We start from the raw sequence: 18,543 nt of genomic DNA, 5'->3' as shown, positions 1-18,543 counted from the left end.
CGTGCGTCTATCTCAGTACTTTTGCTGGCGCTTCAAACCCAGATGAATCGCCCGAACTGACTTCAATTGAATACCAGGTAATCCCCTGCTCGTTTACATTCGCTGGTGACGCCATGAAACACATGCGTGTTCAGATTTGGCTGCAAATGATCTGAACAACCTCACGCGCTCTGTCCTCAATAAAAAAATGACCCGATTGAATCCGATGTACGGCAGTTGATTTCGACGTATAAGACTCCCACGCCAAAATCTCATCAATCTTCACATGCGAGTCTTCTTCTCCATGTATAAGAATTAATTCTTGATCAAGACAAGTGTTCTTCAGTCTTTCATTCAGCTGATAGTTAATCGAAAATTCATTCCTCATGATGGGGTAATAAAATTCCATAAAGTCTGGATCATGAATCACTTCATCAGACAATTTTCCATACCTTTTTAACTTCTCCGCGATTTGCTGATCAGTAAATACGATTGGGTCTTCATGAAACTCATTTACATGAGGCGCTGATTCCGCGGCAATCCAAAGATGCATCGGCCTCGCCCCCTTTGGGTTCATTTTTAAGGTAAATAAGTAGGCAAACAGTGCCCCGGTACTATGACCATAGAAAGAAAAATTTCGACCATTTCGAATGTTATCCATGACTTTCAAAGATTCATTCAAAATATAATCAATATCATTACTCAAAGGTTCTGTGAACCTTACCCCCATTCCCGGAAGCTGAAATACATAGGCCGAGACATGAACCGGGAGTTTTTCAATCATTTGATCAAACACCTCAGAACTGCCACCGGAATATGGAAACAGAAATAAAATATGTTCCTGATGTTCAGATTGACTGGCTTTCTTTTTTTCAAACCACATGAAAAATTCCTTTCACTCAGAATAATATCGCTGGAGTTGCCCTCAACTCCAGCGTTGTTACAAATCGTTTCTCTCAATTATGATGACGACTCTGAAAGTTCACTCATTTCAACACATTTATCCTGACTCCATTGTGAGAGATGACGAGCAAGAAATTCTGAATTCAGTGGCCCATTCATCGTTAAGTGATTGCCGGAAGCCGGCACAACACGGAAAGAGGCATGCCCTAAACGCTTCCAGAACTTATCCTGGTCGGTCGGAAATCCGGGAATCTCTTCCGTATGGGAGAAAAATAACAGATGACTGTCAGAGCCCTTCGCTTCATAGTTCTGCATCAATTGATTATTACACTCCCAAACCTTTAAATACTTAGGTAAGAAAGATGCAGAAAGAATAGATTCATATGCTGTGTCATGACTCACTTGACCAAGATATTCAATTTTTTCCTCCAAACTATCCATTGAATCGTATTGACTCCAATCCAGTTTGATATCCGCCATACCGAATGTCATGAGGTAATCAAGAATTTCAAGACTAGACATACTCTCTGGCAAATTGCCATAACAAGGGCTGTCAATCATCGCAACAGGTAAAGAAACATCATGTTTTTCTTTATATTGCATGGCCATTTCATATGCCACAATTCCGCCAAAAGAAGAGCCCGCAAGCACTGGGGTGAGACCACCCAGATAAGGCTCAATCATCTCCAGATAGGTGTTTGCCATTTCTTCCAAGGAACGATACTGAACCTCAGTGGTCAGCATCGGCGACCGGATTGCATACATCGGATATTCACTCGGTAAGGCTTTCACCAGGTCCCGGTAAAAATAAATATCTCCCCCGATTGGATGAATCAGGAAAATCGCTGGATATGCTGGGTTCCCTGCCTGCATTGCAACCAGACTTCCCTGAGAGTCAGCCCTTCCTCCAGCATTGCCGTTTCTATGGCATTGACAATGGCATTCACACTCAAACGCGGTAACTGCATGAATTCAACAGCTAAACCAAACTGATTCATCACCTTTGCACTGTACTGTACAGCCATCAAAGAATCACCGCCGAGTTCGAAGAAATCGTCATCAGCATCGACCCAGTCTACCCCCAAAACATGGCAGCAAATCGCCGAAATTTGCTGAACCCGATCGCCATCAGCCGGGTAGACGGGCTCCGAGACCGTTTTCGGAGCGCATAGTTCCTGAGCCTTCTTTTTGTCGCCGATCCAATAACGTGAACGCTCGAAAGCATAAGCGGGCAATTTCACCCTGTGTTCGGGCTTCAATCCCCATAACCGTTGTACGTCAATACTGGCCCCTAAGTTATGCAGTTGACCAATCATTGCCATCAAGGATCCATAAGGGGCATTTTCAGCTAATCCAGGAATCACAGACACCTGATTTCTGGCCGGATGCCGTTTAACGAGACCGCTTAAAAACTTCCCAGGGCCAACCTCAACATAGATGGCACTTGAAAGCCATTGGGTCTTGAGCAACGTGGAAAGACCCGCTTCAAACATCACGGTCTGTCGAAGGTGCTTCACCCAGTAAGCTGGCTGGCAAACTTGCTCTGCATCAACCCAATGACCATCCAGATTGGAAACATAAGGAATGGTCGGCGAGTTGAGTTGCACAGTCTCTACCAAACGGGAGAACTCCTCTAACACGGGATCAAGCATGGCCGAGTGGAACGCTCTGGTGACTTGAACGTCACGCCAGGTGATTTCTTCCTGCTCGAAAACTTTGACCAGCGCCGCCACTTTGTCTGGTGAACCCGACACAACACAAGACGCATCCTCATTGATCACCGCGATATCAACATCGGCACGAGTCACAAGCGGCATGAGCACGTCCGGCTGGCAACGTACCGAAACCATTCTCCCTGCAGGTAAATCTGCCAGAAGCTGACCACGTTTCACCACCAATTTCAGCGCATCCGGCAAAGAAAGCACTCCTGCACAACACGCCGCCACATACTCTCCCAGACTGTGACCAATCATGGCGGCAGGTTCTGCACCCATCGCTATCAGCCACTTCGCCAAAGCAAACTCGCAGATAAACATCGCCGGATGAGTCACCGCTGTCTCGTGTACGCGTGAATTCGTCGCCAGAATATCGTCGCGAGTTAACGCTGCTGTCAGCATCGGGTTGACCAGGTCCAGACACGCATCGACCCAATTGCGGAATTCGGGTTCGTGCTCATACAACGCTGCGGTCATCCCCGGATACTGCGAGCCCTGCCCCGGAAACATAAAGACAAGAGAAGGTTCATCCATCATCGGACGCAGACTGTGTTTATTGATCGACAGATCATGAATTACGGCTTCCCGCGTCTGCCCAACGACAACGCGCTGACACGCAAATCGTCTTCTCGATTGCATCAGGGTATAACCCGCGCGCACCAGAAGTTCTGGATCTGCATCTCTGATAAATTCAGCCATCTTCTCAGACTGCCGCTTCAGAGCTTTTTCATCAGGTGCAGACAGGCACAACAAATAAGGTCTCGCTTCAATGACAGAGACTTCATCTGAACGCTGTTCGGGGAACTCCTGTAAGATTGCATGTGCATTGGTTCCACCAATGCCAAATGCGCTCACGCCAGCAGTTCGCAATCCGTTCGTTTCTGGCCAGAATTCCGTGGATTGCTGCACAGAGAACCCACGCGCCTGTAACTTCAAGGCTGGGTTTTCCTGAGCAAAATTCACGGTCGGTACCAGTGTCTTGTGCTGGATACACAGGGCAGCTTTAATCAATCCCGCAATTCCCGCTGCAACATCCAAGTGTCCTAAATTACCTTTGAGCGCTCCAAGCCGGCAGATTCGGTCTGAACTTGGTGAGGAGAGAACCTGAGAGAGGCCGGCAACTTCAATCGGATCACCCAATTTTGTGCCTGTCCCATGGGTTTCAATATAAGACACCGCTTCCGGGGTCACTTGTGCACTGGCGATAGCCTTACGAATCACATCCGCCTGCCGATCCTCACTCGGTGCAGTAAATCCAGCTTTCTGGTTACCATCATTATTAATTGCAGTCCCTTTAATCACCGCAATCACTTGATCTCCGTCTTCAATAGCTTCTGCAAGTGACTTCAGCAGAACAACACCAACGCCTTGCCCCTCAATCGTCCCTTGTGCATTGACATCAAAAGGCCGGCAATGTCCATCGGGCGAGAAGATCATTCCCGGCTGATACAAATACCCCTGCTTTTCAAGCTGCCCGAGAGAAATACCACCCGCTATCGCCATACGGCAGTCACCCGTCTGAATCGCACGGCAGGCCTGATGCACCGCAACCAAAGATGATGAACATGCCGTTTGAATGGTCATGGCTGGGCCGGTCAGATCCAAGGCATAAGCAACACGGGTCGCCAGAAAATGCGATTGGTTACTGATCATGACCTGATAATGGTCAGCGAGATCAGCTTGACCTAAGGATGGTAAAACATAGTCCGACTCATAGTGGTTCTGACCAACACTGGCAAAAACACCGATCTCTCCCTGATATGCCATTGGATCGCAATTCGCGTCTTCAAAAGCGTGCCAGACACACTCAAGGAAGATCCTGTGCTGTGGATCCATCATCCTTGCTTCTTTGGCTGTATAGCCGAAGAATCCAGCATCAAAGTATTCGATCCCATCGACCTTATTTTGTGAATACACATAATTGGGATGCCTGAGTTGCTCCTCTGGCACATGCGCCTGTAAGTCCTCACGGCTGTAGTGCGTGGTGAACGTCGTTCCTGCTTTTAAATGCGCCCAGAATTCGTCCAGAGAATCAGACTGAGGAAAACGTCCGGACATCCCAACAATCGCAATATCAGTGACAGATGAAGATTTCTCTGGCACCTTGCTTTGTGCTGCTTTCGGCATCGACAGGTGCTCAAGATGCTTCACAATCGCTGAAATTGTTGGCAGCCTGAATAAGTCGATCAACGACAGTTGGGCTTGGATTACTTCTGGCATCAGACCATACATCCGGGTAAGCAGAATCGAGTTCCCGCCCAGAGAAAAGAATTTATCATCCAGTCCAATGTGCTTCCCAGGTAACAGTTTTTCCCAGATCTCCCGTAATTGCTGAGCTAAGGGAAGATGACTCTGATTCAGCGTACCAGCCGGTTCGGTACGATTCTCGTAGCTGGGAACCGGAAGTGCCCTGATATTTAACTTTCCGTTTACTGAGATAGGCAGCGCTTCTAAAGCAATCAATTGCTCCGGAATCATATATGATGGTAACTGACTCTGAAGCCAAGCCTGTAAATTTTCGCGTTCAACTGATTGATATTCAGGAACATAATATCCAACCAAGATTTCAGACTGACCTGCGTTTTCAGTTCGTATCAGTTGAACGGTGGCTTGTTTGATTGCAGGGTGACGAAGCATCGCCTGCTCAATATCTTCGCGCTCAATACGGTGTCCCATCACCTTCAGCTGGCCGTCCTGACGACCGAGGTATACCAAATCACCATTTTCATTCATCCGAACCATGTCGCCTGTCCGGTACCAGATTTCATCAGAGAATGGCAAAGTGACAAACCGTTGCGATGTGAGTTCTCGCTGATTGAGGTATCCCAGAGAAACCCCCGTCCCACTGATATACAACTCACCCGGTGCACCTTGAGGGAGAACCTTGCCATCTTCCCCTAAAATGACACAGCGCTCGCCCGGTAATGGGGTGCCGATACTCAACTCATCCAGTGCTGTTTCTGCTGTGTAAGTTTTACTGGTTGACCAGATACAGGTTTCTGTTGGCCCATACACATTGATGACTTTCGAGAACTTTTTCAGTCCGCGCTCAAGCAGATGGCCTGGGAGCGCTTCGCCACCAACCATCAGAACACAACGCTCTGCCTGTTCAAACGATTCAAGCGTAAATTCCAGCATACTGGGCGTGGACTGGATAAAATCATAGGCATTGCAATCAATATAGCTTTCCTGATAATCCCCCAGCGTCACCAAGCCACCGGACAAGAGTGGCAAGCCATATTCAGCACCGAAAATGTCAAAGACCATGTTTGTCATACTATAGGTGCTGATAGATGCCTGGCCGTCAAAGTGTGCCTGCCACAATCCATGCAGTGTGGCCATCAATGCATGATTGGGGACTTCGACCCCTTTCGGTTTACCTGTGGTGCCTGAGGTATAAAGCACATACGCAATGGCGTCTGGATCTGGTTCAGACTGCATCACAGGAGGAAGCGCATCCATCCTGCCCAAGATTGATGCTGACAGTTGCAAAACAGGAACAGCAACCGCTTCAAGCAAAGTCTCATGCTCCTGATCTGTGATCAGACAACTCGGTTGGCAATCTTCAAGAATGTACGCAATCCTTTCGGCCGGATAGTCATCAGACAAAGGAACATAGGCTGCGCCCAGCCGTCCAATTGCCAGCATCGTTGCCAGTGCCGTCGTCTCTTTCGCCATCAGCATCGCAACACGTTGTCCCGGTAAAATCCCGTACTCCGTTTGCAGGCGATAAGCAATCGCAGAAATCTGCTGATTCAACTGAGCGTAGCTAATCACGCGGCTTCCCTGACGCACAGCAGGTGTATCCGGTTGCTGGCTTGCATGCCAAAGCACTGCATCCGACATCCGTTCTGCAGGCATCTGTGGGATCATATTCCGCATGGGTTTCCCTTCCAGTACCATCGAAGGAAAGTCTAAATGCCCAACGTGCGGATTGTCAGAAACCTGTAACAGAATCGCTTTCAAAACCTCCAGTGCACTGGCCATTTTCTCTGAACAGAACCATTCACCCGCGAAGTCGAGATATACATCCAGCGATGTCTGACTGACCTCAATTTGAAGAGCAAGTGGATAATCCCTGTGCTCTTCACGCGACACAAACTCATGCTCAAGCCATTCATCGTTTCGCTGTGCTGGTGCCGGATAATTCTCAAAGATGTAAAGCGCATCAAACAATCGGTTCCCGTGCTTTTGCAACTCCGATAAATTCACCAGCCCTCGATGGTTCGCCTCATTCACGGCATCCTGCAGCGACTGAATCTGCGATAAAAAGCTGCCGGCATGCTGATGGTCATGTTTCACAGGCAGCGTATTCAGGAACATGCCAATCGCATTTTCTATCCCTGAAACGGGTAACATCCGACCGGCAATAACGGTACCTACAACCGTCTTAGACGCACCAGAATACAGAGCCAGCCATTTATGCCAGGCATACAGGAACAGAGAGTTTAATGTCAGGCCATGCTGCTGAGCCGATTCAGTTAACATGTTCAGTTGCGCCTGATCAAAGCACAGACGGTGTCTGCGCATCTCCCGGACCTGACGATGACTTCTGAACTCGGATTTCGCAAGATGTGCATTCATCAGAGACGTTAATGGCTGCACCTCTTCAACATCGTCAAGATAGGATTCCCAGTACGTCTGATCATCCCGCTGATGCTGCTGCATGTAACGTTGTACCGCCGGGAACGTGTCCAGATAAGGAGCTGGCGTTTGCCCTTGTTCCAAAGTTGCATAAATCTCATGTAACGATGACATGAGGAGAGGGCTGCTCCATCCATCCAGAATGGCATGATGGACATTGAGTAAACAACAGTAATGTTCTTTCGCCAATCGAATCAGACACACTCTGAACAAGCCGCCGGACTGAAGATCATAAGGATGTGCTTTGTCCTGCTGTTGAATCTCTTCTAAGGCGTGTTGCTGCTCAATATTATCCATCCCACTGAAATCATGATAGCGCCATGGGAAACTCCCCATTTTATCAATGACCTGTACGATCTCACCTCGCCAGTCAAACCGCGAACGCAGGCAAGACATCTGTTGTTGTAGCACCAACCATGAAGCGTGCAGTCGTTCAGGGTTAACCTCTGCATGATAATCCCAGCGGACTGCAATCCGGTATGCTGAGTCCTGCTCACCAAACATCAGACTGTGGTGAATCATTCCCTGTTGCAAACTGTTCGCCAGGAAAACGGCCTCGATTTCCTGATGTTGCTGCAGTTGATCCAGATAGTGCTGATCGATGACATAATCCACATCAGCAGCGGTGAGCCAGGTACGATTTTCATCCGGTAAATCATCAATCAGCGCGGACAACTGAGCGACGAGCGATGCAGCAACCTGAGCTGCCGTTTGCGATGCCAGATGCGTTTTCACCAGGATAACCAGCTGACCATCGGCCAGCCATGACACCACATCCAGCAGATGCTCTGCCGGGTTTTCCGGATGGCTCGACAAAGCACTGAACTGAATATCCAGTTGCCATTCACTGCCTTGCTGCGAATCAACCCGCCCCAGGTAATTCAGGCTGACACCATCTTGTGTGGTACATGGTGTTGGGAAGGCTGCCCCGAAAGCCAGGCTATGATCGGCACAGTAACGCAGCAAATTCTTGGTTTGGATCAGTTGCGCCCGTGCATCCGGGTTCGTGGTAAAACGTACTGGATAACGCGTGGTGAACCATCCCAGCGTTCTGAAGACATCCTGTGACCCATCAATCGACTGACGGCCATGTCCTTCCAACCATACACTGTGCGTGGGTTGCCCGGTCAGTTGTTGCAGATACCCGCTGAGTACAGATGCCAGACTATCTTGAACTTGCAGCCCATAAGGCTTTAATTTTTCTATCAGTGCATGGGTTACATCCGCATTCAGCGCAATTGTATGGGTTGTTTTCTTACCGCCACCCAATTCGGCAAGTGCCGTTCTTTCGCCCTGCGGCCGTTGGTTTTCCCAGAACGACGTCAGTTCATCCGAAACCTGAATCGCTTGAACCGATGCACTCCATTCACGGTAGCTCAATGCTTTTTTACCCAGAACCGCACCCTGATATGCATGATATAGGTCATCAACCAAAACAGACTGACTGACCGTATCCATGATCAAATGATGCCAGGCCATGAAAATCCGACCCTGCCCGTCTTTGAAGCCATCAAGATAAATCAATACACCCAGCGGGCCCTGAGAAAGATCGATCTGCTGCTGATACACAGCCAGTCGTGAAGTCAGACAATCCTTGAATTGCGCATGACTCTCATCTATAGCCAATTCAGAAATATGAAGATAATGACAATACGGACTCACTGGCGGCTCTGACTGATAACGCTGCTGCCACTCCCCCTGCGGATTGGCATGAAACCGCAATGCAAAAGCATCATGATGTGCAATCACTCGATCAACTGCCTGCTGCAATCGTTCATACGACAGCGCTGGCGTGACAATCATCGCCGTTTGATTCCAGTGATTGATCTCAGCCCAATCATGCGTAAAGAACCATTGCTGGATAGGCAGCAGCGGAACATCTCCTGTCAGTTCCTGCGGACTTATTGCTTCTTCCGGTTGTTCAACTTCAGCCTGAGACTCGGAAATATAGTTTGCTAACGCAGCGACTGAGCGATGAGTGAACAGCTCTCGCAATCCGATCTCAATCTGCATTTCCCGGCGTATCCGACCCACCATCTGGATCGCCATCACGCTATCGCAACCTAACGAGAAAATGTCATCCTCAACACTCAATTGATCCGCTGGCAGGTTTAGGATGCCAGACCACAACTGTGACAATTGCAACTCAACCGGATTTCGGGCCAGTACACAAGTTGGTTTCGATGCCGTATGCGGCACAGGTAACGCACTGCGATCAAGTTTTCCATTCACAGTCAGCGGCAGCGCTTCCAGACCAATCAAGAACCGCGGCACCATATATTCAGGTAATTTGTCACTGAGCAATTGGCGCAACGCTTGTTCATCAATGGATGATTTCGCGACGTAATAACCTGCCAGATAAGTTGCGGATGCATCATTCCCAACGCTTTGTGTCAACACTAATGCCTGTTCAACACCTTCAAACTGAGCAATAACACTTTCTATCTCACCCAATTCAACGCGATGCCCGCGTACTTTAACCTGAAAATCATTCCTCCCCTGAAAAATGATGTTCCCATCTTGTTCAACACGGCCTAAATCGCCTGTTTTATAGAGGCGTCCCAGCATCGGATGCTCAATAAATCGCTCAGTTGTCAGCACATCATTGCGCCAATAGTTCAATGCGACACCGACCCCGCCGATGAAAATCTCCCCTGTGACGCCAACCGGGCATTGCTGTAGCTGTTGATCTAAAACATGCATGGTCTGATTCGGCATGGCTTTACCATAGGGCACAGACGTCCAGTCCGGATGTCTGGATTCAATTGGATACCAGATCGACCAGATACTCCCTTCCGTGGCTCCTCCCAGACTCACTTGTGCCGCATTCGGGAATGTCTGCGCCAGTTTGTCGATCAGGTTTAGCGGAATCCAATCCCCACTCATCATAAACAAGCGTAACGAAGGCACTTCAGTTTTTGTGGCTTCCGCAGCTTCTTCCAGCAACCCTGCTAGCTGAGGAACGGTATTCCACAAGGTGACTTGTTCCTGATTGAGCAAGTCCAGCCAGGAGTCAGGTGATTTCACATGGTTCTGGTCCGGGAAAACAATCTTCGCTCCCGCAGCAAGCGCTCCGAACAGGTCATAGACAGACAGATCAAAACTCAACTCAGACAACGCAAAAATCGCATCGTCCGAATTCACCTGATATTCGGTATTCACAGCAAGGATAGTATTGACAGCCCCCCGGTGACTGATGGTCACACCTTTTGGTTTCCCTGTAGAACCTGATGTAAAGATGACATAAGCCACATCATCCGGTTGCACCTGTGGTAAAGGGACAGACACAGGTTCTGACTGAGACAGCACGGATTCAATACAGCACTGGGACACCGAACCCAGCAGCGTCAAATCCCGCTGCTGTTGAAGCTGACTGACCAAAAGCTGACTGACGCCCGCTTGTTCCAGCACGCCTTTCATTCTGGCTTCCGGCCAGTCAACATGGAGTGGCAAGTAACCTTTACCTGCTTTCATCACAGCCAGACAAGCGCAAAGCTGGCTGTATCCCTTCTCAGCTAAAACCGCAATTAAGTCACCATCCATTTCGGCACATTGCACGGCCAGATAGTCACTGTCCTGCTGCAACTGTGCGTATGAATAGTATTCTGCGCTCTGTTCATCATAGACAGCCGTGCGATTCCCATGTCGCTCCGCCTGCTGTTCAAACAGGCCGGGAAGGGTGAATTCACTGCTCGCTTGAGTTGCTTCATTCGTTGCATGAATACTTTCCTGATCTACTGTCGTCAAATATGCAGGCAACAAACCCTGATCCCATTCATGGGTTGCCAAGTAACGGATCAAATCGCAGTAACACTGATTAAGGTGCGGGATAAAATCGGGGGCAAACAGCTGATCGACATAAAGCCATTTGCTCATAAAGCGATCACCCGATTCAACCGCCTGCAGGTCTATCCATGCCTGAGACGTTTGCGCGCACCAATAGCGCTCTTCACGAATTTCAGTCTCATCCAAAAAGCGCTGCTTATCCCAGTGATCTGTTTGCTGACCGACCACACCTGTAAATACGATCGGTGAAACGGCAGCATTGGCATCGAGCTGATGCTGCTTCACCAGCTCTCTTTGCACATTCAGGCCGTTATAGAGTGCATGGTTTACATCATCCCACATCCGATCATGTGTTTGCCGGACGGTTTCCAGGATTTGGCTGCCCGCATCCTGAAAGTGGAATAAGTTGGTTGAAGTAAAATCACCTAAAATTTCATCAACAGATGGACATACCGGATAACGGTTAAAAAGTGTCAGCGTGATCAGGAATTGATCACTCCCTGAATAACGCGCAATTAAATAACCATATAATGCAAGCAATACCGACGAATAAGACACATGATAAGCCTGCGCTTTTTGTTTAAATTGCTGCCAAATGTCTGACTCAACATACAATGTATGCTCCGAAAACGTTGGGTGATCTACGCGCATCGGATCTGTTTTCAGCGGCAAGTTCGGGCGAAATGGCAGCGTTTTCAGCTTCTCAAACCAGTAAGCCTTGTCATGTTCATACCAGCGTGTATGCGGCAGGTTTTCGGTATAGTCCTGATAATCTTTAAACGTGACGTCAGGGAGTTCTGAAGTGATGTCTTCGCCTTTGTATAACTTATCCAGCAATGTAAATAATTTCAGTCGGCTTTGTACATCCAGTAAGATTAAATCCATACTGACATGGAGAATATCACGGTCTTTCAATCGGCTGACTTCAAATTGAAATAGTGGAAAACGAGACACATCATAAACAGTATGCGACAGTCTTTCTCGCACCGACATCAATTCCGATTCCTGCCGAGCCGGGTTCAATTCATTGACTCTGACCTGATAAGGTTCGATCGCATCCGCTGGCAGATAACGTTGACGTAATGTCGATTCGTCGAAAACTGTTCTCAGAACCGGACACACTTGAATCAGTGTATTCATGGCAGACGCCAATCTTTCTACATTCAGCGACGTATAAACATATTCGTTATAAATATGATTAGAAACATTCCCGATTTCATATTGTCCTAACCGGCCCAGCAAATACGCTTTTTGAATTTCAGTCATCGCAAAATCTTGCGATTCATCCGGTTGAGGAAGTAGTGGTAACTGTGCGAGATCAGCTTCACTCTGAATATGACTGAAATCACTTGCTGTATAAACAGGTGTCGATTGTTGGTCGCAAAGTTCCATTAAATCTTTCAGCGCAGACTCATAGTGATTCAATAGAGCCTGATTAAATGCCTCACCAAGACAAGACTTCACTTCAACAGACAACTGACCATCAACCACATAGCCAAAAATAGTCACGCTGAACGGCCAATCCTGACGATTGCCTATCGTTTCTCCTGTCTCCGACACAGACAAACGCCAGTGAACACTGTGCACGGAGTCGTCTTGAACTGGCGTATCCAGTTGCCCCAGGTAGTTAAAGCAAACCGGCGGGAAAGGCAGCCCCTCCTGCAGTGCCCATGCACCATAACCAACCCCTTTAGACGGCATCTTTCGGCGCTGTTCTTTACACCCAATGAATGATTGCTTGAGATCTGCGGTAGACTGCAGACGATAGGGGGCAAGGCTTGTAAACCAACCCACGCTTCGGTCGATGTCCAGAGCATCGTCAATCCATTCACGGCCATGCCCCTCCAGTGTCATGTGCGTCACCGCGTTGTTCGTCACTCGCTTGAGCGCAATGTCTGCCGCCGTGATTAACATATCATCAATCTGCGTGTTAAATGCCTGATTGCAACGCCCCAACAGATGCCGGGTCACCCCCTCAGAAAAGCGAACCTGATGAGCCGTGAATTCCGTTTCCATGAAGTGGCTGAAATCTGGCTCAGCATAAGACTCCATGATACCCTGCCAGTAAACCAGCTCATCGGCATGGTTCTGCGGATACTGAGCCATACACGCTGCCCACTGCCTGTAACTCGTTCGTTTTTGCGCCAGTTTCCTTCCTTCATACAGCGCTTGTAAATCTTCAACAATGATTCCCCAGCTCACACTGTCCATGATCCAGTGGTGGAAACTACAGAATAACTTCGCCCGATCTGGCTGCAGTCCCTCAATATAAACAAATTGATAAAGCGGGCCTTCCGTAAGGTCAAACTGGCTTTGCCACGCCGTCATGGCGTCATGCAGTTCCTGAGCACTTGTCTGCTCGCTGAGTGACACAGTGATCAAATGGACAGGTTGAACGGGTTTATACCGCTGACGTGGTTGTTGATCGCCATGGTTCAAATCAAGATGCAATCTCAACGCATCATGATGCCCGACCAATGCATTGAGCGCATTTTCTAAAATACGCTGATCCAGTACTGGCACATCAATACAGAAAGCCTGATTCCAATGCGACGGCTGATGAAATTCACGAGTCAAAAACCACGACTGAACTGGCAGCAATGTTGCCTCGCCTTCCAGAATACCCTCCTCAGACTGATAAGCTGTCTGCGTCACTTTCTGATCCGCTAAACGGCAGATTGCCCGGATATTTTTTAAGGCAAACACGTCCTTTACAGAGATTTCTAACAGCGCCGCTTGCCGGATCTGGCTAACCAGCCGGATAGCCATAATGCTGTCTAACCCCATCTGGTACAGATTTGACGTACATCCAAGTTGCGACTCTTTGTACCCCAGTAAATGTGCAACAATCGCCCGGACATGAGCTTCCAATTCATTTTCAGGCTCATCAATCACATCCGAAACCTGGCGCACAGGAATCGGCAAGGCTTTGAGATCTAATTTTCCATTGATTGTCACAGGCAACGACGGCAACCGAACATAAACCTCTGGGATCATATATTCAGGCAAAGCTTCAGACAGATACGCCTGAATCATGGCATCACTACAGCTTTGATCTGCAACAATATAACCAGCAAGCCAAGGGTGATTGTCCTGTACAACCTGAACTGCAGCCCGTGAGATAAGCGGATGTAATTCCAGACAAGCTGCAATTTCTTCCAATTCAATTCGAAATCCACGAATCTTCACCTGAAAGTCGTTCCGGCCAAGATAGACAACAGAACCGTCAGACTGCTGGTAAACCAAATCCCCGGTCTTATACAGTTTAGAATTTCTGCCAGACCGTTGATCCGCTTCAGATTGATACGGATTATCTACGAATTTTTCATTTGTCAGGGAAACATTATTCAAATATCCGCGTGCCAGGCCGACACCAGCCAGATGTAACTCACCAACGGCGCCAACAGGCAGAATATTCAATGCATCATCTAAAACATAGATTTTGATATTATCGATTGGTTTTCCAATCAAAACTTTCGACAATTCCGGGTCATTACAGTCAAAATATAAAACATCGATGGATGCTTCGGTTGGCCCATAAAGATTATGGAGCTGTACATGAGGCAACAACTGTTTTATTTCTTTCACGTGTGACAGATGTAAAGCTTCACCGCTGCAGAACATATATTTTAACCCGGACAAATTGACGTCTTTCGGATTGTAAGTGCTCAGTGACTGTGAAAATGCATTGAGCATTGACGGGACAAAATGTATAACGGATATTTCTTCTTTTTCGATCGTGTCGATCAAATATTCCGCATCTTTGTGTCCGCCTGGTTTTGCCATCACGATCGCAGCACCATACCAATTCGCCCAGAGAAGCTCCCAGACAGAAACATCAAAAACATATGGGGTTTTCTGAAGAACTCTATCATTTTCAGACAATGGATAAGCTTTGTTCATCCATTCAATCCGGTTAATCAGGCCTCTGTGCTCACACATTACGCCTTTGGGCTTACCTGTCGTACCGGAGGTATAAATGACATAGGCTAAATCATCCGGACTCACCTCGATACACAGATTTTCCATACTCTGCTGGCTAATTTTCTGCTCTGTTTCAGTCTCATCAATGATCACCATTTGATGGCTGAAATCATGCAGTCCGGGCGCATACTGACGATGAATAATTAAAGCAGACGCTTGACTGTCCTTCAGAATGTATTCAATCCGATCTTGAGGAAAATCAGGTTCAACCGGAATGTAAGCGGCCCCGAGTTTCAATACAGCCCAAATACTCATCACAGTCTCTGCACTGCGATCAAGACATAAGGCAACAAAGTCGCCCCGCTTGACACCAGCATCGCGCAAATAATGCGCGAGCTGATTCGCCCGACGGTTCAGCGCACGATAGGTGAAACGAGTATCCTCATCAATCAGCGCCAAATGATCGGGGGTTTTCTCTACTTGGTTTTCAAGAATTGCCGCAACATGTGTCTGGTCAGAGAAAGCACAGTCCGTATTATTCCAGCGATCCAGTAAATCAGATGTCACTTGATCAGAGACAGCGAAAAGCTGACGTAATGGCGCCTGCCAAACATGACTATCGCTTTGCCGCAGTGAATCCACAAAACGATGAAAAATGGCTTCAATCTGCTCAGACTCATAGATATCGGATGCATAAGTCAGCGTAAATGACAAAGCAGAGGATTTCACAGCCGCGATCAGAGACACACCAAATTTTTCAGTCAGATCGGTATAGGGCTGAATGTCGTATTGTGTCTGAACCCCGTCACTTGAGTAATCATCAAAGTTATGGAGTGTAAATAAAACTTGAAGTAGCTCATTTAACCTTGGTGCGCCGCCTTCGATATCATGGACCAATTGCTGCAGATTCAACCCATTCATTGCTTGATATTGAATCAGGTGCTGGTGCAGCCCTTTCGCATTCCAGAGCACACTTTTCGACAAATCGAGATTCGGCACGATAGGTAATGTGCTGATAAATGGCCCGATCGCTCTCTGGAAGCTCTCGGGTCTGTTTGCAACCGTCAATCCAACAGGAAAAGAAGACTTCTGCCCTGTATACACAGAAATTGCATGGATGAAATGTGTAAATAGCAGCGGATAGAGCGTCAGATTATGCTGCCCGCACAAACTGACCAAAACATCATACTCAGCCTCACTTAAATCTGCGGTCAGATGTTTAGCATGATTCTGTGCTTTCGTTGAATATTGCTTTCTGAGTTGAGGAACATCTGCATCATTTAATTGAGAAATCAATTGCGATCTGAATTTATGCTCAGCTGGGTCGATTTCTTTTTCCTGTTCATAGGCAGAATAATCGAAATAGCCGGGTTGTGGCGATGCCTGCATATATGCTTCAACATCTTCATAAGCGCGAGCCAATTCATCCGCAATCACAGGCACAGAATAGGCATCAGAAAACATGTGATGATGAATACAGGCCAGTATCCATTGGTTTGTCTCCGTGATATGTAACAACTCAAAACAAGTATATTGCCCTGTTGAAAGAGGAAAAACTGTTTTGGCTAATCTGTCTTTATATTCATTGACCTCTGACGCCGCGATTTCTCTGACCGGACATCCAAAATCCGATACAGGCAAAGCATGCCATTCTAAATTGTCACTCACCCCCTGACAGAATATGGGATGTCTCATTAAAAATGCATGAATTGCCTGATGCATACGCACTGCATCCAGATCCTGAAATGCGATAAATAATGGAATGGTATACGTATATGGCAAATGATCGATTTGGCTCTGCAAATACATTCCCTGCTGAATCGAAGACAAGGTTCGAGGCCAATGGTCTTTTCCTAACGCTAAATACGGTGTTCGTTTCGCTTGCTCTTCACTTTGAATTTGATTATTACTGAGCAACTCAATCAGTTCTTCTTTATATTGAATCACCAGCTGCTTAACTTCTTCTGGAAATCCAATTTCTTTGTCGAATGAATACCCTAACTGTCCCTCACGGCTCACCCAGAGAAAAATGTGCTGACTTTTTAATTCATTGAACAGTTTTACTAATGTCATTACAGAACTCCCATTTCCCGTTCGTGATTTCCATTCTGTTTTTCTGCTATCTTTGCCATCGCACAGACGGAGCTATTGTTATAAATATCTTCCAATTTGATTCGCAGACTCAATTGCTGGTCAAACTGACGAACCATACGCATGGCTAGTAAAGAATTTCCGCCGCTGTTAAAGAAGCTTCGCTCACAATCAATTTCATCCGGATTTCGGTTTAATATTTGAGCCCAGATTTCACAAATACGCTTTTCTATCTCGGTCGACGGCAATTTGATCTGACTCTCAATGACCACTTTCGGTAACCGGGATAAATCAACTTTTCCATTCGGCGATAAAGGTAATTCCGGCAAGACGATACACTGCTGAGGCAACATATATTCAGGTAAACTCAGGGCCAGTTGTTCACGGATCACGGTGTTTAGTGGTGCCACCTCTGCCGTGACATCACTCACCAATTTATCTTCTCTGCGGATAGTGCCGATAGCCATCATATACAGGTTTTGTTCATTCAAACAAATACCAAGCATACAACTTGCAATATCCTGAGCGATGAAGGCATCACCAAGCCGCTGGAATAGCCAGCCTGAATAAACATAATTCAACGCTGAATGCTCACCTTCTAATTGAATTAAACCGTGCGCGTTGCTCATGATGTGGTTTATATCAGACGATTTTAGAAAGACGGACTGCGCGTCTAAGTCATACACAGCAGCGCCTGTCTGGTCCTGAAACTGACGACCATCACGTTTCATAAAGGCCATATTTATTTCAGGTTTTAACGTTGATTCATTAGAGAACTCAAGGTAGATCCGGCAAGCTAAAGTTTGCGTAACGCCATCTTCAGGCTCAAAGACTTCCACATGATATCCTATCCCCGATTCAGCACAATTTCCGGTCAGTAACGACAGCATATGGCCGACTTCTCTTAATGCCAGAGATTTTGCCCTTTCATGATAAACAGGAACAATTGCGTCCCAGCAAATCACGAAGTCAATATAGGGACAGTTTGCCCCGGAACCCGACTGCGTCAGTGTATGAAGTGTCTGGTTGATCGGCTGATAATAATAGTAGTCCTCTAGACCTGCCCCTGTAGGAACACCAACCTGAGTCCGGACACTATACGTACTACCCGCAGAAGGATAGCGGTATTTCGGCAGGGCTCGGTCGGGTATGGTGAATGCAGCGCATGCCGACAATAGATATGCCAAATCTTCCCAGACCGCGGTTCTTCCTTGTGCGGAGAAACAATACTGAGACTGCATCAGCACATGTTCCTGTGCGCGCTGAATGCTGGATGATTCAACCGGTAAATCCGCAAATTTCCGATAGCTTTTACGGATCAGGTAGTCGTCCTGACGAAGGTCATGCGACAGCTGATGAGCCACCGTACCCGTCGAGGCTATCCCTCTTTGTTCCAGAATGAATCTATCTTTATTGTCATCATAAACCGGAACTGGTTGTTCTTTCTCTTCAATCAAATAAGCTACAAGCACGGGGTTGTCTTCCCGATTCTGAATTTGAA

The 18,543-nt window shown here is 47.3% G+C and carries 4 protein-coding genes; all 4 read right to left on the bottom strand.

Annotated features, from left to right (window positions below; translation table 11 throughout):
- Positions 1–130: 130 nt before the first annotated feature.
- Positions 131–862 carry a thioesterase II family protein gene (locus KDD30_RS04860; RefSeq protein ID WP_211647648.1) on the bottom strand — a complete coding sequence of 244 codons (732 nt, stop codon included), beginning with the start codon at positions 860–862 and terminating at the stop codon, positions 131–133.
- A gap of 77 nt (positions 863–939) precedes the next feature.
- Positions 940–1,755: a thioesterase domain-containing protein gene (locus KDD30_RS04855; RefSeq protein ID WP_211647647.1), complete on the bottom strand. Its 816-nt coding sequence runs from the start codon at positions 1,753–1,755 to the stop codon at positions 940–942.
- Complete coding sequence (locus KDD30_RS04850; protein ID WP_211647646.1) at positions 1,716–17,024, bottom strand: non-ribosomal peptide synthetase/type I polyketide synthase; 15,309 nt, start codon at positions 17,022–17,024, stop codon at positions 1,716–1,718. Before KDD30_RS04850 ends, KDD30_RS04855 begins: the two co-directional genes overlap by 40 nt.
- Positions 17,024–18,499 carry a phosphopantetheine-binding protein gene (locus tag KDD30_RS04845; protein ID WP_211647645.1) on the bottom strand — a complete coding sequence of 492 codons (1,476 nt, stop codon included), beginning with the start codon at positions 18,497–18,499 and terminating at the stop codon, positions 17,024–17,026. The genes KDD30_RS04850 and KDD30_RS04845 overlap by 1 nt, the downstream gene beginning before the upstream one ends.
- Positions 18,500–18,543 lie beyond the last annotated feature (44 nt).

This window comes from Photobacterium sp. GJ3, from assembly GCF_018199995.1.
GTDB lineage: Bacteria > Pseudomonadota > Gammaproteobacteria > Enterobacterales > Vibrionaceae > Photobacterium.
This window is presented reverse-complemented; position numbering and strand designations above follow the sequence as displayed.